Origin of the sequence: Hyphococcus formosus, assembly GCF_046736345.1 — a bacterium.
Lineage (GTDB): Bacteria > Pseudomonadota > Alphaproteobacteria > Caulobacterales > Parvularculaceae > Hyphococcus > Hyphococcus formosus.
Map to the genome: position 1 here is coordinate 1 of NZ_CP157210.1, position 23,910 is coordinate 23,910.

Sequence of the window (23,910 nt, forward strand, 5' to 3'; positions counted from 1 at the left end):
GAAGCTGGCGCGTCTACCAATTCCGCCACCTGGGCAGGTGAAGGACGGCTGATGTAGAATTGCGCGCTGGCGATGTCAATTGACGAAAATGGCTCAATCGCGTGGGTAAGCTGTGGAAAACACGCCAAAATATGGAATTGGCGCGGATTTCAGCAAAAATCCCTGAAATCCAGCAAATCGCGTCATTTGGGGTAATTGTCCCGGCCCGAAAATTCGGATAGGTCCAGTCGAAAATTTATGTCGTCCGTGCGAAATTAGGCGGACTTGACGGAGGCTTAGGCGTGACAGGCAAATTGGCGGTCGTTTTTGGTGGATCAGGCTTTCTTGGCCGGAATGTTGTGCGCGAGTTGGCGCGGCGTGGCTGGCGGGTGCGTGTCGCTGTTCGCCGCCCGCATCTGGCGCAATTCCTTCGCCCGATGGGTGCTGTCGGTCAAATTCAATTGAAGCAATGCAATGTCCGCCATAAGGGCTCTGTGGCTGAGGCCCTGCGGGGCGCGGATGCTGTCGTTAATCTCGTTGGTTTGTTGTACCAATCCGGTAAGCAGCGTTTCGATAGTGTTCAGGCTGCGGGGGCTGCGAATATTGCGCAACTCACTGCCGACGCCGGCATCGAGAATTTAGTGCAAGTCTCTGCCATTGGCGCGGATGCTCAGAGCGAGAGCTTGTTTGCCAAGAGCAAGGCGGATGCCGAGCAGGCGGTGCTGGCATCGGTTCCAACCGCGACAATAATCCGTCCATCAATCATTTTTGGTGTCGAGGATGAGTTCTTCAATCGATTTGCGACGATGGCGTCATACACGCCTGCGCTACCGCTAATTGGGGGCGGCAAAACCAAGTTCCAACCGGTTTATGTTGATGATGTCGCCGATGCGATTTGTGAAGCCTTGGTTCGCAAGGACGCTGCGGGACGCATCTATGAGGTTGGTGGACCGCGCACCTATACTTTCCGCGAACTGATGGAGCTCATGATCTCGGAGACGATGCAAAAGCGGTTTTTGGTGCCTGTGCCGTTTCCGATTGCGTCGCTTATGGGCTTGTTTGGCGAAATCGCCGGGGCATTGCCTTTTGTTGAACCGCCTTTAACCCGTGATCAGGTCGAGCTGTTGAAACAGGATAATGTTGTCAGTGCGGAAGCGGGCGTTGGCACGCTAGCAGACCTCGGGATTGAACCACAAACGGTCGAGTCCATCCTGCCGTCCTATATGGTGCGGTATCGTCGGTATGGGCAGTTTGCGGAAAAAGCAGCCTAAGATTTATAGCCGTTCGGGTTTTGGCTTTGCCAGCGCCAATGGTCGGCGCACATCTCGTCTATGGTTTTTTCGGCACGCCAGTCGAGCAGATTTTCAGCGCGAGAGGCGTCTGCGTAGATCTCTGCGATGTCGCCATCCCGACGGGGGGTTATTTCATATGGAATTTCCCGGTTAGACGCGCGTTTAAACGCAGCAACAGCTTCTAACACCGAATAGCCTCGGCCCGCACCGAGATTGATGTCAGTTGCACCAGTTGAACTTTCCTGCGCGAGGAAATCGAGCGCGGCCGCATGGCCTTTGGCAAGGTCGCAGACATGGATGTAATCGCGCACACCGGAACCATCGCGCGTTGGGTAATCATCTCCGAATACGGATAATTTCTCGCGTTTGCCGACAGCGACTTGCGCCATGAATGGAAAGAGATTGTTGGGAATGCCGTTTGGGTCTTCGCCAATTCGGCCGGAGGGGTGTGCGCCAACCGGATTGAAGTACCGCAAATTGACGACCCGCCATTCGGGGTCACCCTTCGTGAGGTCCTTCAACATCTCTTCAATAAAGTATTTAGTACGCCCATAGGGATTGGTCGGCGCGGCATTGCCCGCCTCATTGACTGGATTCGGGTTACCCTCGCCGTAAACGGTAGCGGACGATGAGAAGACGATCGTTTTTGCATTTGCGGCTTCGAGCGCTTCAATCATTGTCAGTGCAGAGCCGATATTCACGCGATAATAGCGCGCCGGTTCAGCAACGGACTCACCAACTGCCTTGAGCCCCGCGAGGTGAATCGCGCCGTCTGGTTTAAATGATGTAACAGCTTTTATGATGTCGTCTTTATGTGCAGGGTCGGCAAGATCCCGGTGCAGGAGGGTTAGGTCGTTGTCCGAAAGTTCGCGAATTCGTTCTACGGCTTCTGGATGTGCGTTTGAAAAATCATCAATAATAAGGACCTGGTCGCCTCTCGACATGAGTTCGACACAGACATGGCTTCCGATATATCCCGCGCCTCCGGCGACGACGACTCTTTGGCTCATATGAAACTCACAACAGGTCTTCGCGGCCGCGCCGCTTTAATTCGTCTACGATTTTTCGCACATCTTGGGCCGAGTCCTTTCGCGCAACCAAGACGGCATCACCCGTAGCAACGATAATCAAATCTTCGACGCCAACAGCGCTGATCATCGGGCCATCGGATCGAATGGTCAAATTTTGGCAATCGGCAACCACGTGGTCACCGTCTTCGCTATTTGCTTCGCTCCAGCTACCGATGTCGCTCCAACCAATATCGACAGGCGCGATGATGGCTGCTTTGTCGGTTTTCTCCATAATCGCATAATCGACGGAATCGCTAGGGCATTGCGAAAAGATAGTATTGTCTAGAATTTTCGCGGTGCCGATTGTTCCGCATTTTTCGAGCGATTGTTTAGCGGCCTTTGATATTTCACCGGCGTGATGATCAAGTTCCGTCAGCATCGCATCTGCATGGAACAAAAACAAACCCGCATTCCAGTAAAAGCCGCCCTTGGCGATATAGGTTTCTGCGGTTTTTCGGTCGGGTTTTTCTTTGAATGCCGCAACCTCAAACACATTCTTGCAATAATCATCCCCAGACTGAATATATCCATAACCCGTGTGAGGATGTGTCGGTTTGATCCCGAAGGTTACGATACGTCCGTTCGACGCGGCAATGGCCCCATCTTTTATTGCTGAATGGAAGGAGGCAGTGTCTTCAATGTGGTGATCAGCAGGTGCCAAGAGTGCAAGCGCATCGGGATTTTCCGACGCAGTCCACGCCGCGGCGACAGCAGCAACAGCCGCCGTGTTTCTGGGGCAGGGCTCTAGGATAATATCGGCCGCTTTGACGCCGATCTGGGCTAATTGCTTTTCGACCAATGCTGCGTGATCTTTGCCCGCAATGATGAGGGGTGAAGAAAAAAGATCAGCGTCACCAGACAGGCGAAGGACAGTATCCTGAAAAAGAGAATGATCTGAAACCAGATTCAAAAACTGTTTGGGATGGCTACGACGCGAAAGCGGCCAAAGCCGCGTTCCCGATCCACCGGACATAATCACAGGTTGAATCTTCACGGCGTCGTCCCCTTTGTTCGGTAGTCATCAACGGCTATAACAGCTTCGATTATATGGTATAAAATGCTCGCCGGTACATCTTTAGAAATTGGTTTTCCTGCAGCATCGAATTCGTCGTTCCACAGGCCGGTTTTATCAACATCAAAATAGGTATCGAAAAAGCCGTCGATGATTTTTGCAGCACGATCTTCTGCCTTCTCATCACCGTTTCCGCCCATAATCAGCGATGCACGCAGAAACTCGGTTTGCGGCCATAGGCGCTTGGCGCTGTGTTCGTCCGGCGCATCTATTTTTGATTTGTTATCGACGAATTGGAAAAAGTTTGAATCGCACCCAATTTCTATTGCCGCTTCATAAAGCGCGGTGCTTAATTCTGTGTTGTTTGTGCCGCGGCATTTATCATATGCAGACAATAAAGACACCCATTCCAGCATATGTCCCGGCTCGATAATTTCGGCGGCCTCGACTAGTCGCCACTCATTATCAAAGAATTCTCTGATGACATGGTGATCATTGTCATAAAACCGTGTACGGAACAGGTTGTAGACTTTATCCGCATATTCCAAATATCGTTCGTCATGCGTCGCGTTGAACAAAGCCGTGAAAGCTTCGAATAAATGCATGTGCGGATTTTGCCGCCGCGGAAGCTCAAATTGACAGCTTTCTAACCAACCGCCATCCGCACTACCTAATTCTGCGTCCATGAAGTTTATGGTGTTGTCCGCAAGTTCCTTTGCTTGAGCGTCCTTCGTGGCCTGGTATCGCGACGCACAGGCGAGCAGCAAAAATGCCTGATCATATAGATCGCGGTGGTCATCAATGATGGTGCCGTCATCAGCGATTAGGTGGAGGCATCCGCGCTTCGCCATATCGGGGCAGGCTTTATCGACAAAATAGGAAAAACCTTTGGCGGCGAGATCCTCAGCGCCATCACCCCAATTCCGTAGAGCGGCTTGGGTAAAGCTGTGTATTTGCCTTGCTTGTGTGCGGACCCGGCGTGGTCGGTTCGTGATCGGGCTTCCGTCGAAATTGAGTGCTTCGTAAAATCCGCCATCATGGTCATTATAGCCGTTTTGTATCCAAAGCGGCAGGACATCGGTGCAGAACCAAGTCAGGAGTCTTTGCGTTGATTGTTCAAGCGACTTCATTCTGGCCTGCATTTTTCTAACGGCAAACTTTATCGAAACGGTATGACAGGGTTCTAATCGCTTAGCATCATAAAGACAAAGTTACGGTTTCATTATTGTCTTATTCGACCGTCACCGATTTTGCGAGGTTTCGCGGCTGATCGACATCAGTTCCCTTTGTGGATGCGGTAAAATAGGCGAGCAACTGAATCGGAACCGCATAGACGATGGGCGATAGCAATGGGTGGCTTTTAGGCGTTTCGATAGTTGCCCATGTTTTCTCACCGGCCCGGGCAATCCCGTCCTTGCAGGAGATTAGAAGCGCCTTGCCGTCTCGGGCCATGACTTCCTGCATATTCGAGACGGTTTTCTCGAAATGCGCATCGACTGGCGCGATGACAGCGATAGGCAGGTTTTCATCGATCAACGCAATCGGCCCATGCTTCAATTCACCTGAGGCGTAGCCCTCCGCGTGGAGATAGGAGATCTCTTTTAATTTCAACGCACCTTCCAAAGCCATCGGATAGGAGACACCGCGACCAATGTAGAAAATGCCCGTAGCTTTTGCGATATCGCGCGCGATCGTTTCAATCTTGTCGCTTTGCTTGAGCGCCTCTGCGACGAGACGGGGAATCTCCAAAAGGCCGGAGACCAGTTCGGATTCTTCCTCGGCCGAGAGTGTTCCGCGCTGACGCCCAGCGGCGATGGCGATACAAGCAAGGGCAGCGAGCTGGCAGGTGAATGCCTTGGTTGAGGCGACGCCAATTTCCGGTCCTGCAGCCATCGGGAAAACGATGTCGGACTCTCTGGCGATAGAGGATTCGGGAACGTTGACGACGGACGCGATTTGTTGCCCGTTTTTGCGTGCCTCGCGTAAGGCAGAAAGGGTGTCGGCGGTTTCGCCAGATTGCGTAATGAATAAAGCCCCGCCATCCTTAGTCCACGGAACATCCCGATAACGAAGTTCAGAGGCGACATCGATTTCAATTGGCAGACGCGCCCAACGTTCAAACCAATATTTTGCCACTAATCCCGCATAATAGGCGGTACCGCATGCGGAAATCGTCAACCGGTCGAGTTTGGCGAAATCGAACGCGCCATTCGGCAAGTTGATGGTCTTTGATGTGCCGTCGATATAGCGCGAAATTGTATGGGCGATGACTTCCGGCTGCTCGTGAATTTCTTTGGCCATGAAATGACGGTGGCCATCTTTATCGACCAGACCTTGCGAGGCAGAAGAAACCGTTTCAGGTCTTGAAACCGGATTTCCCGCTTCGTCGAATATCTTTAATTTTTCGCGCTTGATAACGGCCCAGTCACCCTCTTCGAGATAGATGATGCGGTTCGTGAAAGGCGCAAGGGAGTAGGCGTCAGAGCCGAGATACATCTCGCCATCGCCGCGACCGATCGCAAGCGGGCTGCCTTTTCGGCCGCAGATCATTAGGTCATCTTCGCCGGAAAATATCGCCGCAAAGGCAAATGCGCCCCGCATTCGTTCGATTGCCTTGCGGAAGGCTTCGACCGGGGTGCAATTCTCCGTCTCCAAATAATGCGTGATTAGCTGTGGGCAGACCTCGGCGTCGGTGACGGATTCAAAAACGACGCCCTTGGCTTCCAGCTCTTGCCGCAACTCGGCATAGTTTTCGATGATGCCATTATGTACGACCGCCACACGGTGGGTCGCATGCGGGTGCGCATTCGTTTCATTGGGCGCACCGTGCGTGGCCCAACGGGTATGGCCAATGCCGCCGGTGCCTTTGAGCGGAGAATCGGACAATGCAGTTTCAAGATTGGTGAGCTTGCCCGGCGCGCGACGGCGATCAAGCGTGCCGTCGGATATGGTCGCTATTCCGGCCGAATCATAGCCGCGATATTCCAGCCGTTTTAGACCGGTTAGAATTTGCGGGGCTGCTTCGGAAGAGCCGAGAACACCAATAATACCGCACATAAATCCTTTTTCTCCTGTCCAATCGCCCTTGCAAACATCGTTAGCGGACCGGATGGTCCATTTTAAAGCAAAAATCTGGCCGAATTGCGCGATTATTTTCCGATATTTTCCCGTCTGTCCGTTTGTTAAGGCTGGTTTCGCCTATAGTACAGTCAGAGGTTGTTTACTTTACAACCCGCTTTGATATTGGATCGCCCGCTGAGCCGATGAATGCTAACCTGAGGAGTAGGTTTAAATGCTTAATAGCCGTTCAATTATCGGGACAATTGCTGCGATTTTGGCATGTTGCTCCCCGGCAATCGCCGAGGAAGAGGCCCGTGGTGAACCGGTAGTTCTGGGTTACATCGAAAATGTTGCTGTTGGTAATCTTGGCCTTGCCATGAAAGGCAAGCTGGATTCGGGCGCGGATACGAGCTCGGTTCACGCCTATAACGTCAAAGTCTATAAGCGCGGCGAGCGGGATAACTGGGTCCGGTTTCGTTTGGTGGGCAAGGATGGTCGCGCCATTCGCTACGACCAGAATGTAATTCGGTTCGCCAACATCAAGACGAAAACAGGTGGGGTCATCAGGCGGCCCGTAATTCACTTGCCGCTATGCGTTGGCGGGCGATGGGGCCGGGCCGAAATCAATCTCGCTGATCGCGGCGAATTCGAATATGAGATTCTTATCGGCAGGGAGTTTTTGGCCAATCGTGTTTTGATCGACTCCAGTCGGACATTCATGGCGGAGCAGGAGTGCGAAAGACCGAATGAAGACTAGTCTTCGCCATGCGTCCCTATTGGCCATCGCGCTTATCGCAATTGGCTTGGGGATCTTTTTTATAAAGGCGATTGCCCTTTCTTATCCGTTGGTACCCGGCGCACGCGCAACGCTTTGGGACTTCGAGATCTACATCGAATTTGAAGGACAAAACCAACCGGCCCGAATTGAGAGTTATATTCCGGCCTCGGACGTTGAACGAACGTTTCCGCAAGAAGAATTCTACAATGGTTCATTTGGCCTGAGCCTCACAGGTGAGGCGGCGACGCGAAACAGAAAAGCCGTCTGGACCTATCGCTATCCCGCCAATCGCAAGGTTTTGCGCTATGCGGCGCAGACCTTGGGGGAAACGCAATCAACACCATTGCCGGTCTGGTTTCGCGAGTCGCCAACAAGCGCGCTGCCCTATGAGGCCGATAGCGTTAAACGTCAGGCGTTCATTGTCTGGTCCGGAAATTTACGCCAGCGCTCCGCCGATGATCGGTCATTTGCAGATCTTGCGATCAAAGAAACATTCGATAATCGCGCCAATAGCGAACAATATGCGGATGAGATTGAAGCCCTATTGGATAACAATGGGGGAACGCTGGGCCGATTGCAACTTGCTCGGCAGCTATTGCAATCTCAGGGCATTCCGGCGCGCATAGCGGGCGGTGTCTATCTTGCCGAAGCGCGTCGCCGGGTCGAGACCCATCGGTGGCTGGAATATCATATCGATGGAGAAGATTTTCGATATTTCCCCGATGGAAATCCCGACCGCTTTTTCACAATTTGGTATGGCGATAATCCGCTTGTGGCGGCACGCGGCGTCGAGAATTTAGATGTTCAAATCGCCTTGCGGTCACGTGATGCAGAAGCGAGTTCCATCGCGAGAAATGCACCGGGCCGGTTAGGCGAAATGGGCCGGGCGATCGGTTTCAATAGCCTGCCTTTAACAACACAACTCGTGTACGAAGTATTGCTGACGATCCCCGTCGGGATCACAATTCTCGTATTTCTGCGGCAATTTATTGGCTTTAAAACGCTGGGCACCTTCATGCCGGTGTTGATCGGGATCGCCTTTCGCGAGACGGCCCTTTTAAACGGGATATTGCTATTCACGCTTTTAATTGTGTTGGGGCTTAGCTTGCGGTTTTATCTGGAGCGATTGCATTTACTCCTTGTGCCCAGATTGGCGGTGGTCCTGATCTTCATTGTCATGGCCATGGCCGGCATCACCCTTTTGATGACCGGTGCCAATCAGGCAATTGGCCTTTCGATTTCGCTATTCCCAATGGTCATTTTGACAATGACGATCGAACGTATGTCGATTGTTTGGGAAGAGAGTTCCGCAGGGGAGGCGATCAAACAGGGGATGGGAAGCTTGGCGGTGGCGTCGATCACCTATCTCGCCATGAGCAATGATCAGGTCGAATATCTAATGTATCAATTCCCGGAATTGCTGCTGGTTCTTATGGGGCTATGCGTGATGATGGGACGTTATACCGGCCTGCGTCTGTCTGAGCTTTGGCGTTTCCGCGCGCTTGTAGGTTCCTGATGTACAACACCTATCGCGCACTCAGGAAAAATGGGGTCATCGGAATAAATGAACGAAATGTCCGATATGTGAGTGCGCTCAACCCGCGGAAATATTTCTACAAGGTTGACGATAAGGAAGTGACAAAAACCCTCGCGGCGGCGGCAGGAATACCGACGCCCGAGCTTTACGGTGTGATTAAAGATGCCCGGGATATGAAACGCCTCCCGGAAATTATGGATCACCCCGATGGATTTGTGATCAAGCCTGCGCAAGGGTCGCAAGGCAAAGGTATTTTCGTTGTTGAGGGGCCGTTAAAGGGCGGATGGCGATTATCGTCGGGGCGCCGCGTTGATCTTGATGATATCAAATTCCAAATCAACAACATGTTGTCGGGGATGTATTCACTCGGCGGACAGCCAGACAAAGCGCTAATCGAATATCGTGTGAAGTTTGACGATATTTTCGGCAAGGTCTCCTATAAGGGCGTTCCTGATATAAGGCTTATTGTTCTTAAAGGAATTCCGATCTTTTCAATGGTTCGCTTGCCAACCGCCGAATCCGACGGCAAGGCAAATCTGCATAAAGGCGGCGTCGGTGTTGGCGTCAATATTGCGACGGGTCTTACGGCGCGGGCGATGCAGTTTGACAGGTTGATTGATATTCATCCGGATACGGCACACCCGCTTGAGGATATTCAGGCCCCCTATTGGGAGGATATTCTCTTGATGGCTGCCAAGTCTTATGATGTCACGGGGCTCGGCTATATCGGTGTCGATGTGGTTCTTGATCGCGAGAAAGGGCCGCTATTATTGGAGTTGAATGCACGGCCCGGCATCTCAATTCAGATCGCAAATCGCCGCGGTATGCGTGAAGTCCTTGAACGTGCGATGTCATTGTCAGCAACGAACCGAACGGCCAAGGAGCGCGTAAAGATCGCGAAAGAGCTCGCGATCGAACTAAACCCTATCGGCGCTTAATTGCCCTTTTTTATATGGTCAGCGGCTTTTTCCGCGATCATGATTGTCGGCGCATTTGTGTTTCCTGAAACAAGAAGCGGCATGACTGACGCATCGACGACCCGCAATCCATCGATCCCGCGCACCTTAAGGTCGGGATCTACGACCGACTCCGCGTCGCTACCCATGCGGCATGTGCCGACCGGATGATAAATTGTGTCGGCCCGCGCCCGGATGTCGGCTTCCAGCGCTGCATCATCGGCAGGTTCATCAAGATAAAGCCGTTTGCCGCGAATTTCTTTGAGCGACGGAGCGTCGAAAATACGCTCAACGATTCGAGCACCTTTTTTAAGACGAATGAGATCATCTTCGTCGCTCAAAAAATTCGGATCAATCGCGGGTGCGTCAACCGGGTCCGGTGAGTTTAGCCGAACGGTGCCGCGTGATTTGGGCCGTAAAACGCAAACATGGCCGGATATCCCGCCGCCAAAATGTTTTTTACGTCCGTGATTGTCGACCAATGCGGGAAGAAAATGAATCTGAACATCGGTTTCTGGTTCTGACGGATCGGTTTTTAGAAAACCGCCGCATTCCGCGAGGTTACTGGTAAACAACCCGCTTCTGCTATTTCTGTAGGCGGATAAAGCCGGCAATGCTTTCATGGCCATGCTGAGCGACATACCCACGGAATGGGGTGTTTTTGCCTTATAAAGGCCGGTCCAATCCAGATGGTCTTGAAGATTCTCTCCGACATTTTTTTGATCGAGAACAACATTGATACCGTTCTCCTTTAGATGGTCGCCGGGACCAATTCCGGAAAGCATCATAATCTGCGGCGATTGGAATGCGCCCGCAGCAAGGATGACTTCGCGATTAGCAAGAACCGACCGCTTTTTCTTACCTTGTGCAAAGGCAACGCCTTTTGCTTTTCTATTGTCGAGCAATATTTTTTCTGCATGAGCGTCAGTAATGACCGTTACATTTTTCCGGTCGCGCGCTGGGTGCAGATAAGCGACCGCCGCAGAGCAACGCTGTCCATCACGTTGGGTGACTTGGTAGTACCCCATGCCTTCTTGGGTCAGTCCGTTAAAATCATCATTGACCGGTAGTTGCAATTCGCGCGAGGCCTCAAGGAAAACATCTGATAGAGGGTTTTTAAACCGAAGATCCGATACCGACAGTGGACCTTGATTATTGTGATGGGGGCTCTTTCCGCGTTCATTATTTTCCGCCTTTAAAAAATAAGGCAGAACGTCATCCCAGGACCAACCCGTTGCGCCATTGTCGGCCCATCTATTGTAGTCTTCTTTTGATCCGCGAATGTAGATCATCGCATTGATCGAGCTTGAACCGCCCAGCGTGCGGCCACGAGGCTGTAGCCCGTTGCGCCCGTTCAAATGGCGCTGGGGCGTTGTTTCGAAATGCCAGTTTAACGGTGTTTTCTCACCGAAAAACGCAAACCCAATAGGCGTATGGATAAATGGGTGTTTGTCTGGTCCGCCCGCTTCGAGGATGCAAACACGAACGTTTGGATCTTCGCTTAGTCTTGCTGCAAGGGTACAACCGGCTGATCCGGCACCGATGATGACATAATCAAACGTGCCGATATTTTCTATTTCTTCGCTCAATTTTTTCACCCGTGCTTAGAGAATTTTCCGAACGAAAGAGAGAATTTTGTCAGTTTTCTCAGTGTAGGGCGGATGTAGAAGCGACGCATTGGCAAACTTGCTTTGATAGAAAACCGGCTTCATATGCGAGAAGGTTTCGAATCCTGCCGCACCATGATAGGCACCGATGCCGCTTTTCCCGACGCCGCCAAAAGGCAGATTCTCTTGCGCTACATGCCATAGCGTGTCGTTTACTGTAACTCCACCTGAGACCGTTTTTTGAAGCACGCGGTCGCGGGCCTCATTATCGTCGCCATACCAATAAAGCGCCAATGGCCTGTCTCTTTCATTGACGAAGTCGAGCGCTTCGTTTTCATCGGTGATCGAAATAATGGGGAGAACCGGACCGAAAATTTCTTCCTGCATCACAGCCGAATCTTTTGGCGGATCAATAACCATTGTCAGCGGTAATTTACGTTGCGGGTTCAGTGCATTCGAAGAACCGACCTCAACGACCTCCGCTCCATTCTTTTTCGCATCTTCAACCAATGAAATCAGGCGGTCAAAATGCCGGTCAGAAATGATCGATGTGTAATCCTGGGTGGTGTCAATTTCCGGGAACATCGTCCGCGCCGAATCCGAAATCGCTGAAACGATTTTGTCCCGCTGATCACGTGGCGTCAGCACATAATCCGGCGCGACGCAGGTTTGTCCTGCATTCATCATTTTGCCATGTGCGATTGATCTTGCCGCTTTTTCGATATCCGCGCTTTTGTCAATAATGGCCGGGGATTTTCCGCCGAGCTCCAATGTCACCGGCGTGAGATTTTTCGCGGCCGCTTGCGCGACGCGAATGCCGACGGGCGTCGATCCCGTAAACAGCAAATGATCAAAGGGTGTTTCTGTAAATGCCTGTCCGGTCTCAACGCCGCCAGTCACGACCGCGCACACCGTTTCGTCGAATTCAGACGAAACTGCGTTTTTTAAGGCTTCGCTTAAATGCGGCGTCAATTCGCTTGGTTTGATCAGCACACGGTTGCCCGCAGCAAGCGCCGCAGCCGTTGGTGCTAAGGCTAGCTGTAGCGGGTAGTTCCAAGGTGAGATTATGCCGACAACGCCAAGCGGTTGTGGCTCAATGCGGCTTCTTGCGGGAAGCATGTGCAGCGGCGTCGATACTTTGCGCGGTCGCATCCATTTTTTTAGATGACCTTTTGCGTGTTTGACACCAGAAACGGTTACAACGATTTCCGCGATGATCGTTTCGTGCCGCGCGCGATTACCAAAATCTTTGCTGATCGCATCAATGAAGTTTTCTTCGTTCGCTTCCGTTAGCCGAATAAGCCGGTCGAGATTTGCGATGCGTTCTTCATAGCTGGGATAGGGCGCAGTTTTATATGCATTCTTTTGCAGCGCGAAAAGGCGTTCCAACTCGCGTTCGCCGTCGGTCTGATTAGGATTTTCTACATGAGCGGTATCAGCTGGCATGGGTCGCTCCTCTCAACGGAAGTCCGAATGGTTATTGAGACTCTAGAACAAGCAGATCACCTGTCTACATTGTTCAACATATAGAGCGACCGGAGTTTAGCACATTTTCTGCGCTGCGTTCTGTTACGGGACACTAGAAACGGTTCCGTTTAGACGTTTCGGTCAAAGTCGCCGCGTAACGCAAAGCATGCGTTGATATTCCAAGGCCAAAACCCTAGACGCAGGAACGAAGTTCAAAGACGCCATGCAAAGGAGTGCCGAATGAAAGACGCAACACTGGGAATTCACGCGGGGTATGAAACCGATCCCACAACCAAATCTGTTGCGGTGCCGATTTACCAGACGGTAGCCTATGAGTTTGACAGCGCACAGCATGGTGCCGATTTGTTCGACCTCGCCGTGCCGGGCAATATCTATACGCGCATCATGAACCCCACAAATGATGTGCTGGAGCAACGGGTCGCAGCGCTAGAGGGCGGTATCGCCGGTTTGGCCCTGAGTGCCGGTAGCGCAGCAATTCATTATTCGATTTTGACCATCGCCGAAGCTGGCGCGAATATCGTTACCGTGCCGCTGCTCTATGGCGGAACATATACGATGTTCAAGCATATGCTCCCAAGTCTGGGGATCGATTGTCGCTTTGCCGAGAACGACAGCGCGAGCGCAATTGAAGCATTGATCGACGAGAATACCCGCGCGGTATTTTGCGAAAGCATCGGCAATCCCGCAGGGAATATCGTCGATATCGAGGCTTTGGCCGCGGTTGCGCATAAACACGGCGTTCCATTGATTGTCGATAATACGGTCGCAACACCTTGTCTGATCAAACCAATTGAACATGGTGCGGATATCGTTGTGCATTCGCTTACCAAATATATTGGCGGTCATGGTAATTCGCTGGGCGGTATGATTGTCGATAGCGGTAAGTTCGATTGGACCGCTGATAAAAAACGCTTTGCCATGTTGAATGAGCCAGAGCCGGCCTATCATGGTGTCGTTTACACCGAAGCAATGGGCCCCGCTGCCTTTATCGGTCGTGCACGGACGGTACCGCTTCGCAATGCCGGTTCCGCATTGTCGCCCATGAATGCCTTCCTGATTTTGCAAGGACTTGAGACTTTGGCATTGCGGATGGAACGCCATACGGAAAATGCGCAGGCTGTGGCAGAATATCTTGAAAACGATAGCCGCGTCGATTGGGTCAAATATGCGGGTCTTAAAAGCTCACCTTTTTACGATCTTGCCCAGAAATATACGGGTGGCAAACCGTCTGCGCTGTTGTCGTTTGGGGTGAAGGGCGGCTTTGACGCGGGCGTTAAATTCTACGACGCGCTCAAGATTTTTAAACGCCTCGTGAATATCGGTGATGCGAAATCACTTGCGGCGCATCCGGCCTCGACAACCCATCGTCAGCTCTCGGAAGAAGAGTTGAAAGGTGCGGGCGTGACACCGGAAATGATCCGTCTTTGCATCGGTATCGAACATATCGACGATATTATCGAAGACTTGGATCAGGCGCTCAGCGCGGCGGTGTAGTGACACAACGCTAAAGGGCGGCGTTCCGACCGAGCGCCGCCTTAAACGCGCAAGATTTTCCGAATACCGCCGCCAGTTAACGACGCAACGGCAATCGCCGAGGCGGCGATGCGCCAACGATTATAGGCACAGATAAACGCGGGTTCCCATATGGGGTCAAACTTGTTTTTAAACGCCCGTAACCCTTCAAACCCGTAAAACCGGCCCCCGCGGGCATAAATATAGGCTCCAAGCCGTGCGACAGTGGAGGGGTGTTCTTGCTCCTTCAATCCTGCGAGTGGGGCTAGTCCGAGGTCGAATTCACGAAACCCTTGTGCCTGTGCCCATAAAGCAATTTCGGTGAAGAGGTAATCCATGCCGCCGCCCGGGTCTTCATCGCGAAACCGCATAAGGTCTAAGGTGACAAGGTTGCGGTGGGTCCAGATATTTGCAAATGCGACCGGCAATTCGCCTCTATAGGCAATGGCCAAATGAAACCGGCGAAGATAAGCAGGATCAAATCGGCCAAGTGAAAATTGCTTCTCGATACCGCCACGCATTCCTAACCACGCATCTGAAACCGGTTTTAATTGATTAATGATACCCTCATTTGTTTCTCTGGGGATGACATTGAATGTGCAACCGGCTTTTACCGCTTGATTGCGCGCATTGCGCAAGTCTTTTTTTCCTTTTCCTGAAATGGAAAACTGGGTCAAATCGATAATAGCCCGTTCACCGACTTTCTCGCTAACAAAGCCATGTCGATTTAAGCGATCAGCACCCAATCTATCTACCGCATAGAAGGATGACCACGCACGCCCATGTCTCGACATCGAGATAAACTTTGCCTCTAACTCTTCAGCTTCGTCTATTCGCCCGACCGGGCTACCAAGTGCAATCCACGCGCGCCCCCTTACGCCAAACATCAGAAAGCTCTCGCCGCTATCGCTGAAAATAAAGCGTTTATCGCCCGTAAATGCTAAAAACGCGTCTTCATGAACGGTTTCTGCATTTTCTAATATTTCTTCAACCAGCGCCATTTGTCGCGCGTCGCTCGCTGGCGGAAGACTGGCTTCCCGGCGTCGCCGGAATTTCAGGCGCAAACCGGATTCTTTAAAAATTCTGCCTGAGGATGTTGGTGATTTTTTTCTCATTTTACCAAAGGTCACCTGCGCGATGTAGGCCTGTTGTAAGAAGGTAACGGGAAATATGCATGCGGACAATATAGGGGGCGCGGGAACCATCAGGTCAATCGGGCGTCATTATTGTGAGGCGATGTCACTAGATTTAAGGCTCGTAATCGAACGCAAGTGTGCGGATAAAATCGCCTGTGACATTAATATGGTGGAGCTGAGGGGAATCGAACCCCTGACCTCGTCATTGCGAACGACGCGCTCTCCCATCTGAGCTACAGCCCCGCACACCCAATTAGTTGGGTATTGGCCGGGCTGTGTTCAATCCTGTGGGATTGAGGTAATCTTGGTTCAGCAGATAAGGGGGACCCGATCTATGCTGACCATTCTCGCCGCAATTTTGCTATCTTCGTCCAAATCGGAAGTGCCGCCCGATCGTTGGTCATGCCAAAATGAAATCGAGGTCTGGTGTGCGGTGGATGGATGCGCCGCAAAATCACAAGACGAAACAACGCCAATGTCTATTTCAGCGGGGCGTGACGGGGCGTTTTCGGTATGCGCTTATACCGGATGCTGGGAAGGGCAAGCCAATGTCCATGACCTGAATGGCCGGTTGTTGTGGGCGGCGGACGGCGCAGAGTTTTCGACCAATCCGGGCGGTTTCAACGCTGATGTATCTTTGTTGATTATTGAAAAGGATGGGGTTGGATTTGTACGGGTCGGCGGGATTGCAAGCCCGCTCCTGTGTACACGGCGCAGCCCCGGTCAATAACTTGCAACAAGGGGCAACTGCCCTTAAGTGCTGAGGGCGTCCAGATAGGAGCCTCGCGCACTCATGATTCCATTGCCGTTTTTCTCGCTGATCGATGCCGTCTTGTCGCTCTATTCCGTGGTGGTTTTCATCATGGTTGTGATGTCGTGGCTCCTCAGCTTCAATGTGATTAATCGGCATAATCAGGTCGTGGATGCCATTTGGCGAACGGTTCTTGCGTTGACCGAACCGGTTATGCGCCCGATCCGAAATACACTGCCGTCATTTGGCGGTATCGATATTTCGCCGATCGTCCTTTTGTTGGGTATCTTCTTCCTTCGCGAGATGAACCAATGGATTGCGCAACGAATTGCCATCTAGCGGATTAGCGCGCTGTCCGGCTTTTATTCAAAACTTGATCAACGCGTTCGGCTGTTCATACGGGCAAGCCCCGGCGCAAAGGCAAACGCGGTCACCGGAATCTGGCGAGGGGCGGGGGGTGAGATGCGCCTGTCCGTTCGTGTCACGGCCCCGCCGGATAAAGGCAAGGCCAATGCGGCCATCGTAAAATTATTGGCCAAATCGCTCGGTATTCCTAAATCGGATCTAAGGGTTGCGGCAGGCGAGACTTCGCGTCAAAAGACCGTGGAAATTTCACGCAGTGATGACGCACTGATTACGGCGCTCGAAAAACTGGCCGGAGACCTTGATGACGACCATAATTGACGGAAAAGCAATCGCAGCCGACCTACGGGAAAAAGTCGCGCAGGCGGTTTCCGCCCTTAAATCAACGCATGATATTCAACCGGCATTGGCTGTTGTTTTAGTGGGGGAGGACCCTGCCAGTCAGGTCTATGTCCGAAACAAAGGGATTGCCACCGAAAAGGCCGGCATGAAATCGATTGAACATCGATTAGCGGCGGATGCCAGCGAAGATGACGTGGTTAACCTGGTGCGTAAGCTCAATGCGGAAGAGGGTGTTGATGGAATTTTGGTCCAGCTGCCGTTGCCCAGCCATATTTCTTCATCACGCGTGATAAATGAGATTGACCCGGACAAGGATGTGGACGGCCTTACGGAAGTGAATGCCGGCCGGTTGATATTGGGGAAAGATGGTCTTGTTCCGTGTACGCCCCAAGGATCGGTTATTATGGCAAAAACCGTTAGGCCTGATCTGACGGGCCTTAATGCGGTTGTCGTTGGTCGGTCGATTTTGGTGGGTAAGCCGCTGTCGATGTTATTGCTAGCGGAAAATTGCACCGTCACCATGGCCCATTCTCGTACGGCCGATCTCGCAGCCGTATGCCGCGAGGCTGATATTCTCTGCGCTGCGGTGGGTATTCCGCGCCTCATCAAAGGCGATTGGGTCAAAAAAGGCGCTATTGTTATCGATGTCGGTATCAACCGCGTCGAAGAAGGTGGCAAATCACGCCTTGTGGGCGATGTTGATTTTGATTCAGCGAAAGAAAATGCCTCTGCGATTACCCCGGTGCCGGGCGGTGTCGGGCCGATGACCATTGCATGCCTTTTGCGGAATACGGTCGTCGCTGCCGCACGACGCCGTGGTGTCGGCGAAATCGACCTCTAAGTCCAAAAGCGCAATTATTGCGCAAATATTGAATTTCGGCGCGAAAATCCCATCTTTGTTACTGGGTTTTAAGGAGCGCTGGAATGAAGCGTATTTTTGCAAGTAAGTCTGCATTGCTTGGTGCCGCATCGATGATTGCGGCCACGGCAGCGATTATGCCTGCGCATGCAGATGATTACGGGCCTATCCCGCCAAGTACGGTAATGATCGATGAGGCTCCAGTGAGTGCCGTATCGGCGACTGAGCCTGACACTGTCGCGGCGAAACCCGTGGGCGCAAAAAAATGGGCACTCATAGTGGCGGCTGCCGGTGCTCTCGCTGGTCTTGTGAAGCTCATGGGCGCGCGACGGGTAGCGGATGCCATTGCCGTTGGGACGGTAGCAACGGCGCGCGTTGCGGCAAAAGCGGCGACGAATACGGCGAGGGCGGTCGGTAAAACGGTATCATCCCCCCTGAGGTTTCTGGCGATATTGTTCGGTCTTGCGCTTTTCGCGCTGACAGGCATTGGCATTTTCGATGTGGAATGGATCGGCGGCCTATTGTCCGGTGCGGCGTTAACGGCGGCCGGGGTGTTCGGCGTCCTTAAAACACGCCGGATTTTTCAGCCTGTCCGGGTGAAAGCTAAAAATCGAACCAACCCCGAAACCAGAATTTAACCAATAAAACCAATAGGTTGTGTCAAGAATAAGGTTCGCGTGACATATTTTTGCCCTAATCATGGCCTAGGTTCTGATTATCGAATTAGATGGCGCTGAAGTTTAGAGATTTAACCTCCTGCACCACTACTCAATTCTTTGCACGCACCCCAGAACTTATGCCCCGCTACGCCAAGCGGGGCTTTTTCTGTCATGATTTTATATTAACGGGGAATGATTTACGCCTCTGCGTTATTGCGCGAATGGCCCGTATCAAGATACCTCATTGTTATGAGTAAAGTTCAGGTTGCACCGTCCATATTGTCCGCTGATTTTGCCCGATTGGGTGAAGAAGTATCTGCCATCGCTGATGCGGGCGCAGATTATATCCATGTTGATGTCATGGACGGTCACTTTGTGCCCAATCTCACCATTGGCCCGAATGTCGTAAAGGCTATTCGGTCTGTGACGGATCGACCTTTTGACGTGCACCTGATGATTTCGCCGATTGACAGCTATATCGACGCCTTCGTCGATGCGGGCGCTGATATCCTTACGGTTCACCCGGAGGCCGGTCCGCATCTCCATCGAACGGTGCAGCATATTAAAAGCGCTGGTATCAAGGCGGGCGTTGCCCTCAATCCCGCGACCCCCGCGAGCGCCGTCGAGTTCGTTCTCGATCAGGTCGATCTCGTTCTGGTGATGTCTGTCAATCCGGGGTTTGGTGGTCAGAAATTCATTCCTTCGCAGCTAAAGAAAATCGAAGCAGTGCGAAAAATGATTGATCTGTCGGGCCGTGATATCCGCCTCGAAGTCGATGGCGGGATTACGCCCGAAACGGCACCGCAGGCAATCGAAGCCGGAGCGGATATGCTGGTTGCCGGGTCGGCGGTATTTAAAGACGGCCCTCAGTCTTATGCGGCGAATATTGCTGCATTGCGCCCCGGGGGGTGAAGCCATGGCTGAGCATCCGAAAAAAGCGCAGCGCGCGAACGCCCGAAAAGGGTCTCGGGATATGTTGTCTCGCGTGCGTAAGGCGTGGGGCGAAAGCCCCTTTTATCAGGCGCAATTAAAAGGCCCGGCACCCGACCGGTTATTGTTTCAACCTGACGATCCCTACACGCCTGATAAGGCGGTTGCCCTTTCCTTAGCGAAAGGGCGATTGGCCATCGGCGATGAAGCCATTGATTGCGAAGGTGAGCTGGATAAGATCTGGGACCTTCCCTCAGTGGGCGGACCGTTAAACGCCTATCTGCACGAATTTTCCTGGCTTCGACATTTGTCGGCATTGGGCGAGGACGGAAAAGAGCCTGCCCGTGTCCTGATGACGTCATGGCTTGATCGATATGAGCGGTGGTCCTCAGAAAGCTGGGAGCCGTTTTTCGTCTCCGAACGCCTGATTCAACTCTGTGCGCATCATCCTTTATTGTTGTCTGGCCGCGATGCTTTATGGCGTAGCCGGGTTCTGGCCTGTATGGCGCGGCAAACTCGGCATCTTGCGCGGACAGCACACCGGTCCATGAACGGGTTTGACCGTCTCATGACCGCGCTGGGGCTTGGGATTGCTGGCTATAGTCTTCCCGGCTGCGAGGGGCCGGCAGAGCGCGGTTTGGCTATGGCGCGCCGGGAATTGCGCATTCAGCTAAGGCCGGATGGCGGACATGTCAGCCGTAACCCCTCTCGCCAATTGAAACTTGCCCTCCGTTTGCAGGCCTTGTTGAAGGCCATTGAAGCGCGCGGATTTCAACCGCCCGGTTTTCTCCGGCATATGGTTCAGCGCGCAAGCGCCATGGCGACTTTTTTCCGGTGCCCGGATGGTCGATTGGCCGTTTTTAATGGCGGGTATGAAGATGACTCTCGGGCATTAATATCGGTACAGACGAATGCGGAGACGGATTTAGGCCCGGTCGATTTTGCACGTCACTCCGGCTATCACAAATTATCCTCTGCGCGTGGATTGTTGATTGTTGATACCGCAGATGATGGCAATCTCGGTCACAAGAGCGCCGGGTCGATGCATTTCTCATCCGGGCGGGCGAGAATCATAACGAATTGCGGGAATGGGACACATCGCGGCGCGGTATGGCGGCGGGCGCTCGAACAGCGCGATGCGCATTCTGCGCTGGCCTTTACGGAAGACTTTCCGGCATTTCAGTTTAAAGAGATTTCTCATCGGCGCGGCGAAGATGTGGCCGGGCAGTTGCTCGAATTTGAACGCAAATTGCAATCACAACAGGGCACCGAGGCGGTTTATCTGCGGCGGCTCTTCCTTTCTGCCAATGGCGCAAACCTGCGTGGAGAGGATGTGATAGACGGGCTTTCCGCCGATGAGTATCAAGGCGTCTTGTGGCGTTTCCATCTCCATCCCGAAGTCCGTGCCTCTCTGGCGCGGGACAAAAAATCGGTGATATTGCTGCTCCCTACCAAAGAAGGCTGGCGGTTTAAGTCGAATTGCCCTGACCTCCTTCTCGACAAAAGTGTCTATTGCGGTTGTGGCGGCGCACCGACGGCTTCTGAACAAATTGTCATTCGTGCATCCGCCTATCCGAAGCCGGAATCGGCGGTTTTTCGGGCAAAATGGGCGCTCCAGCGGCTCGATACGATGTAATATTATTTGAATGGCTATCGCGCAGTGCGCTTGAATGTTTTATCGTTCGGCGACGCGAGTAGATGGATATTGGGGATGTTGAAAAAAATCAGGCGTTTAATGGGGGCTTCAAGCGCGCATGCATCCATAGGGTTTTCGGCACCTTCGATTGACCATTCTGCGCTGTTACCGCGACCGCCACGAAAGATCGATTTGCGCTCGGCGCGCAAGCTCGTAGCGGGAAAGAGCGTTCTGGTAACCGGGGCTGGCGGCACGATCGGGTCCGAGCTTTGCCGTCAAATCATCGGATTTGAGCCGGCGCATCTTACCATGGTCGATAATTCGGAATTGGCTCTTTATCAGATTGATATGGAGATGAAAGAAGCTGGGCACGGCAGAATTATCACTTCTCAGCTTACGGATGTTTGCCGGATAGAACATTTAAAACGTGTTTTCGATCGCGCGGAGCCGGATATTGTATTGCACGCAGCGGCGTTCAAACATGTACCGATTGTCGAAGAAAATCGTTGTGCCGGCGCGCTCACAAATGTTCTTGGTGCGAAGAATGTATTTGACACGGCGATCGAGCACGAAGCCGAGTCGGTTGTTTTCATTTCTACCGATAAGGCGGTCAACCCAACAAGCTTTATGGGCGCGACCAAGCGTATCGCTGAGCTTTATGCGCAGGCGCTGGACGTCGCGCAGAACGAAACGCATTTTGTGACGGTCCGCTTTGGTAATGTCCTTGGCTCGACCGGATCTGTGGTGCCATTGTTTTCCCGCCAGATCCGCCAGGGTGGGCCGGTTACGGTGACGCATCCTGAAATCATGCGATTTTTCATGACGACGCCGGAAGCGGTGCAACTGGTACTGCTCGCATCAAGTCTCGACGTCGCCGAAGAAACCATAGTCACCCATGACGGGCGTGTATTCGTTCTCGATATGGGGGAGCCGGTAAAGATTCTCGACTTCGCCAAACGGATGATCGAGGCCCACGGCCTCACGCCCGGCAAGGATATTGAGATCAAATTCACGGGCTTGCGCCCCGGCGAAAAACTGTTTGAGGAAATTTTCCTCGATACTGATGCCCTCGTCAAAACAGGCGCAGAGGGTGTATTGCTTGCGTCGCCAGCGATGATCGACTTGCCATTGTTGACGCCGCGCCTATCCGAGGTCGTGGATAACGCCCTGCGCGGCGATCAGCCTGCGCTAGATGAGGCTGTGCATCATTTGGTGCCCGAATTTTCTGCGCGAACAGAGGCCTCGAAACACGCGCGAAATCAGTCAAATCGCTGAAAAAGGCCCTTCGTCCCTTGCCCCAACTCGCCGATGGCGATAAGGCGGCGACTGTCGAAGAAGGGTAATTTTAATGACTGATCTAACTCCAGTGCGCCGGGCGCTCATTTCTGTCTCCGATAAAGAAGGCATTGTTGATTTTGCGAAGCGTCTCGCCGCATCCGGTGTCGACCTGATTTCAACGGGCGGCACAGCGAAAGCCTTGCGCGATGCTGGCCTCGCGGTCAGTGACGTATCTGATATTACTGAATTTCCGGAAATGATGGATGGCCGTATCAAAACGTTGCATCCGCGTGTGCATGGCGGCCTATTGGCGCTGCGCGACGATGTTGGCCACAAGAAATCCATGGAAGACCACAAAATCGACGGGATCGATCTCCTAGTCGTCAATCTTTACCCCTTCGAAGCAACAGTCGCGAAAGGCGCGGAATTCGCCGATTGCATTGAAAATATCGATATTGGCGGACCGGCCATGATCCGTGCGGCGGCAAAAAACCATCGCTTTGTGGGCGTGGTGACGGACCCCACCGATTATGAAACGGTGTTGACTGAAGTCGAAAAAGACGGTGGCCTGAAGGGCGAAACAAAACGCCATCTAGCAGCAAAAGCGTTCGCCAAAACGGCAGCGTATGACGCAGCGATTTCCGGTTGGTTCGCGACGCAAAATGGCGATGCCTTTCCGAAAAATTATACGCTGGCTGGCCGCCTCGATAATGTTTTGCGTTATGGCGAAAACCCGCATCAGCAAGCGGCGTTTTATCATTCAGGGGTGTCTGCCCGTCCAGGTGTTGCGACAGCACGACAAATTCAGGGTAAGGATCTTTCCTACAATAACCTGAATGACACCGATGCGGCTTATGAGCTGATCGGGGAGTTCGATCCGTCAAAACCGGCTGTCGCAATTATCAAACATGCAAATCCGTGTGGCGTAGCGACGGCGGATGATGCGATTTCAGCTTATGAAGCCGCGCTGCGGTGCGATCCGGTTTCTGCTTTCGGCGGTATCGTTGCGCTGAACCAAAAGCTCACGGGGCCACTTGCAGAAAAGATCGTCAAGGTCTTCACCGAAGTGGTTATTGCGCCCGACGCGGATGACGACGCTATCGCCGTTTTTGCAGCAAAGAAAAATCTTCGTCTTTTGCTTGCTGGGGGCATTCCGGTGCCGGATACAGCGGGGCAGATTATCAAACCGCTTGCTGGTGGATTTTTGGTTCAGTCGCGGGACAATAAGGTCATTAGCGCGAATGATCTGAAGGTCGTTACCAAACGCAAACCAACAGATCAGGAACTGGCTGACATGCTCTTCGCCTTTAAGGTCGCAAAGCATGTGAAATCAAACGCTATCGTTTATGCAAAAGATGGTGCAACTGTTGGTGTCGGTGCCGGGCAGATGAGCCGTTTGGATTCAAGCCGGATTGCGGCTCGTAAAGCGATTGACGCCGCTGAGGCCTGCGGCGCTGCGAAACCGTTGACTGACGCTTCCGTGGTTGCGTCTGATGCATTCTTTCCGTTTGCGGATGGTTTGCTTGCAGCGGCAGAAGCTGGCGCGACTGCGGTTATTCAGCCAGGCGGGTCAATTCGCGATGAAGACGTTATCGCCGCCGCCGATGAAGCGGGGCTTGCAATGGTCTTTACCGGCGTCCGCCATTTCCGGCACTAATCATTACC

General features: G+C 52.6%; 21 protein-coding genes and 1 tRNA gene. 14 read left to right on the plus strand and 8 right to left on the minus strand.

Annotated elements, in window-relative coordinates; translation table 11 throughout:
• Positions 1-281: 281 nt before the first annotated feature.
• Positions 282-1,250, plus strand: coding sequence for a complex I NDUFA9 subunit family protein (locus ABFZ83_RS00005; RefSeq protein ID WP_411817382.1), 969 nt, complete (start codon positions 282-284; stop codon positions 1,248-1,250).
• Here ABFZ83_RS00005 and galE read toward each other — a convergent pair.
• The 4 genes from galE to glmS form a co-directional block, all read right to left on the minus strand.
• Positions 1,247-2,281 (minus strand): UDP-glucose 4-epimerase GalE, encoded by a 1,035-nt coding sequence (gene galE, locus ABFZ83_RS00010; protein WP_411817383.1) that lies wholly within the window; start codon positions 2,279-2,281, stop codon positions 1,247-1,249. The two genes, ABFZ83_RS00005 and galE, sit on opposite strands and share 4 nt — an antisense overlap.
• Positions 2,282-2,288: 7 nt before the next feature.
• Positions 2,289-3,335 (minus strand): mannose-1-phosphate guanylyltransferase/mannose-6-phosphate isomerase, encoded by a 1,047-nt coding sequence (locus ABFZ83_RS00015; RefSeq protein WP_411817384.1) that lies wholly within the window; start codon positions 3,333-3,335, stop codon positions 2,289-2,291.
• Positions 3,332-4,483 (minus strand): AGE family epimerase/isomerase, encoded by a 1,152-nt coding sequence (locus tag ABFZ83_RS00020; RefSeq protein WP_411817385.1) that lies wholly within the window; start codon positions 4,481-4,483, stop codon positions 3,332-3,334. Before ABFZ83_RS00020 ends, ABFZ83_RS00015 begins: the two co-directional genes overlap by 4 nt.
• 100 nt (positions 4,484-4,583) lie before the next feature.
• A complete protein-coding gene (glmS, locus tag ABFZ83_RS00025; protein WP_411817386.1) occupies positions 4,584-6,410 on the minus strand; it encodes a glutamine--fructose-6-phosphate transaminase (isomerizing) in 1,827 nt (608 codons plus the stop codon).
• 235 nt (positions 6,411-6,645) lie between these two features.
• Here glmS and ABFZ83_RS00030 point away from each other — a divergent pair, with 235 nt between their 5' ends.
• Genes ABFZ83_RS00030 through ABFZ83_RS00040 form a run of 3 tightly spaced genes read left to right on the plus strand, consistent with a single transcriptional unit; the run spans position 6,646 to position 9,666 of the window.
• On the plus strand, positions 6,646-7,170 hold the full coding sequence (locus tag ABFZ83_RS00030; RefSeq protein ID WP_411817387.1) for an ATP-dependent zinc protease: 525 nt from the start codon (positions 6,646-6,648) through the stop codon (positions 7,168-7,170).
• Entirely contained in the window at positions 7,160-8,707 is a 1,548-nt protein-coding gene (locus tag ABFZ83_RS00035; protein WP_411817388.1) for a UUP1 family membrane protein, read from the plus strand. Before ABFZ83_RS00030 ends, ABFZ83_RS00035 begins: the two co-directional genes overlap by 11 nt.
• The gene (locus ABFZ83_RS00040; RefSeq protein ID WP_411817389.1) at positions 8,707-9,666 is read left to right on the plus strand and encodes an alpha-L-glutamate ligase-like protein; all 960 of its coding nucleotides are present in this window, start codon (positions 8,707-8,709) and stop codon (positions 9,664-9,666) included. Before ABFZ83_RS00035 ends, ABFZ83_RS00040 begins: the two co-directional genes overlap by 1 nt.
• On the opposite strand, the gene ABFZ83_RS00045 is transcribed toward ABFZ83_RS00040, so the two are convergent.
• Together ABFZ83_RS00045 and ABFZ83_RS00050 are read right to left on the minus strand one after the other, a co-directional pair.
• A complete protein-coding gene (locus ABFZ83_RS00045) occupies positions 9,663-11,273 on the minus strand; it encodes a GMC family oxidoreductase (protein WP_411817390.1) in 1,611 nt (536 codons plus the stop codon). The genes ABFZ83_RS00040 and ABFZ83_RS00045 overlap by 4 nt on opposite strands.
• Before the next feature lie 15 nt (positions 11,274-11,288).
• Complete coding sequence (locus tag ABFZ83_RS00050) at positions 11,289-12,737, minus strand: coniferyl aldehyde dehydrogenase (protein ID WP_411817391.1); 1,449 nt, start codon at positions 12,735-12,737, stop codon at positions 11,289-11,291.
• 261 nt (positions 12,738-12,998) lie between these two features.
• Here ABFZ83_RS00050 and ABFZ83_RS00055 point away from each other — a divergent pair, with 261 nt between their 5' ends.
• Positions 12,999-14,273, plus strand: a complete 1,275-nt coding sequence (locus tag ABFZ83_RS00055; protein WP_411817392.1) for an O-acetylhomoserine aminocarboxypropyltransferase/cysteine synthase family protein — start codon at positions 12,999-13,001, stop codon at positions 14,271-14,273.
• Between the two features lie 41 nt (positions 14,274-14,314).
• On the opposite strand, the gene ABFZ83_RS00060 is transcribed toward ABFZ83_RS00055, so the two are convergent.
• Both ABFZ83_RS00060 and ABFZ83_RS00065 read right to left on the minus strand, forming a co-directional pair.
• On the minus strand, positions 14,315-15,406 hold the full coding sequence (locus ABFZ83_RS00060; protein ID WP_411817393.1) for a phosphatidylglycerol lysyltransferase domain-containing protein: 1,092 nt from the start codon (positions 15,404-15,406) through the stop codon (positions 14,315-14,317).
• 188 nt (positions 15,407-15,594) lie between these two features.
• Positions 15,595-15,670: transfer RNA gene (locus tag ABFZ83_RS00065), tRNA-Ala, on the minus strand.
• Between the two features lie 91 nt (positions 15,671-15,761).
• On the opposite strand from ABFZ83_RS00065, the gene ABFZ83_RS00070 reads away from it, so the two are divergent.
• From ABFZ83_RS00070 to purH, 9 genes are all read left to right on the plus strand, one after another.
• Positions 15,762-16,157: a hypothetical protein gene (locus ABFZ83_RS00070; RefSeq protein ID WP_411817394.1), complete on the plus strand. Its 396-nt coding sequence runs from the start codon at positions 15,762-15,764 to the stop codon at positions 16,155-16,157.
• A 63-nt stretch (positions 16,158-16,220) separates the two neighbouring features.
• The gene (locus ABFZ83_RS00075; protein WP_411817395.1) at positions 16,221-16,517 is read left to right on the plus strand and encodes a YggT family protein; all 297 of its coding nucleotides are present in this window, start codon (positions 16,221-16,223) and stop codon (positions 16,515-16,517) included.
• A 57-nt stretch (positions 16,518-16,574) separates the two neighbouring features.
• Positions 16,575-16,862 (plus strand): DUF167 domain-containing protein, encoded by a 288-nt coding sequence (locus ABFZ83_RS00080; RefSeq protein WP_411818848.1) that lies wholly within the window; start codon positions 16,575-16,577, stop codon positions 16,860-16,862.
• Complete coding sequence (gene folD, locus ABFZ83_RS00085) at positions 16,843-17,724, plus strand: bifunctional methylenetetrahydrofolate dehydrogenase/methenyltetrahydrofolate cyclohydrolase FolD (RefSeq protein WP_411817396.1); 882 nt, start codon at positions 16,843-16,845, stop codon at positions 17,722-17,724. Before ABFZ83_RS00080 ends, folD begins: the two co-directional genes overlap by 20 nt.
• 83 nt (positions 17,725-17,807) lie before the next feature.
• Entirely contained in the window at positions 17,808-18,380 is a 573-nt protein-coding gene (locus ABFZ83_RS00090; RefSeq protein ID WP_411817397.1) for a hypothetical protein, read from the plus strand.
• 270 nt (positions 18,381-18,650) lie between these two features.
• Positions 18,651-19,313: a ribulose-phosphate 3-epimerase gene (gene rpe / locus ABFZ83_RS00095; protein WP_411817398.1), complete on the plus strand. Its 663-nt coding sequence runs from the start codon at positions 18,651-18,653 to the stop codon at positions 19,311-19,313.
• A 4-nt stretch (positions 19,314-19,317) separates the two neighbouring features.
• Positions 19,318-20,967: a heparinase II/III family protein gene (locus ABFZ83_RS00100; protein ID WP_411817399.1), complete on the plus strand. Its 1,650-nt coding sequence runs from the start codon at positions 19,318-19,320 to the stop codon at positions 20,965-20,967.
• Positions 20,968-21,042: 75 nt separating this feature from the next.
• Positions 21,043-22,242, plus strand: coding sequence for a UDP-N-acetylglucosamine 4,6-dehydratase family protein (locus ABFZ83_RS00105; RefSeq protein ID WP_411817400.1), 1,200 nt, complete (start codon positions 21,043-21,045; stop codon positions 22,240-22,242).
• 73 nt (positions 22,243-22,315) lie between these two features.
• Entirely contained in the window at positions 22,316-23,902 is a 1,587-nt protein-coding gene (purH, locus tag ABFZ83_RS00110) for a bifunctional phosphoribosylaminoimidazolecarboxamide formyltransferase/IMP cyclohydrolase (protein ID WP_411817401.1), read from the plus strand.
• Positions 23,903-23,910: the final 8 nt, after the last annotated feature.

Coding starts and splice junctions, on each gene's coding strand:
- ABFZ83_RS00105 (WP_411817400.1), top strand. CDS start 21,043: ATGTTGAAAAAAATCAGGCGTTTAATGGGGGCTTCAAGCGCGCATGCA.
- galE (WP_411817383.1), bottom strand. CDS start 2,281: ATGAGCCAAAGAGTCGTCGTCGCCGGAGGCGCGGGATATATCGGAAGC.
- glmS (WP_411817386.1), bottom strand. CDS start 6,410: ATGTGCGGTATTATTGGTGTTCTCGGCTCTTCCGAAGCAGCCCCGCAA.
- purH (WP_411817401.1), top strand. CDS start 22,316: ATGACTGATCTAACTCCAGTGCGCCGGGCGCTCATTTCTGTCTCCGAT.
- ABFZ83_RS00030 (WP_411817387.1), top strand. CDS start 6,646: ATGCTTAATAGCCGTTCAATTATCGGGACAATTGCTGCGATTTTGGCA.
- ABFZ83_RS00090 (WP_411817397.1), top strand. CDS start 17,808: ATGAAGCGTATTTTTGCAAGTAAGTCTGCATTGCTTGGTGCCGCATCG.
- ABFZ83_RS00070 (WP_411817394.1), top strand. CDS start 15,762: ATGCTGACCATTCTCGCCGCAATTTTGCTATCTTCGTCCAAATCGGAA.
- ABFZ83_RS00020 (WP_411817385.1), bottom strand. CDS start 4,483: ATGAAGTCGCTTGAACAATCAACGCAAAGACTCCTGACTTGGTTCTGC.
- ABFZ83_RS00060 (WP_411817393.1), bottom strand. CDS start 15,406: ATGAGAAAAAAATCACCAACATCCTCAGGCAGAATTTTTAAAGAATCC.
- rpe (WP_411817398.1), top strand. CDS start 18,651: ATGAGTAAAGTTCAGGTTGCACCGTCCATATTGTCCGCTGATTTTGCC.
- ABFZ83_RS00100 (WP_411817399.1), top strand. CDS start 19,318: ATGGCTGAGCATCCGAAAAAAGCGCAGCGCGCGAACGCCCGAAAAGGG.
- ABFZ83_RS00055 (WP_411817392.1), top strand. CDS start 12,999: ATGAAAGACGCAACACTGGGAATTCACGCGGGGTATGAAACCGATCCC.
- ABFZ83_RS00040 (WP_411817389.1), top strand. CDS start 8,707: ATGTACAACACCTATCGCGCACTCAGGAAAAATGGGGTCATCGGAATA.
- ABFZ83_RS00050 (WP_411817391.1), bottom strand. CDS start 12,737: ATGCCAGCTGATACCGCTCATGTAGAAAATCCTAATCAGACCGACGGC.
- ABFZ83_RS00035 (WP_411817388.1), top strand. CDS start 7,160: ATGAAGACTAGTCTTCGCCATGCGTCCCTATTGGCCATCGCGCTTATC.
- ABFZ83_RS00075 (WP_411817395.1), top strand. CDS start 16,221: ATGATTCCATTGCCGTTTTTCTCGCTGATCGATGCCGTCTTGTCGCTC.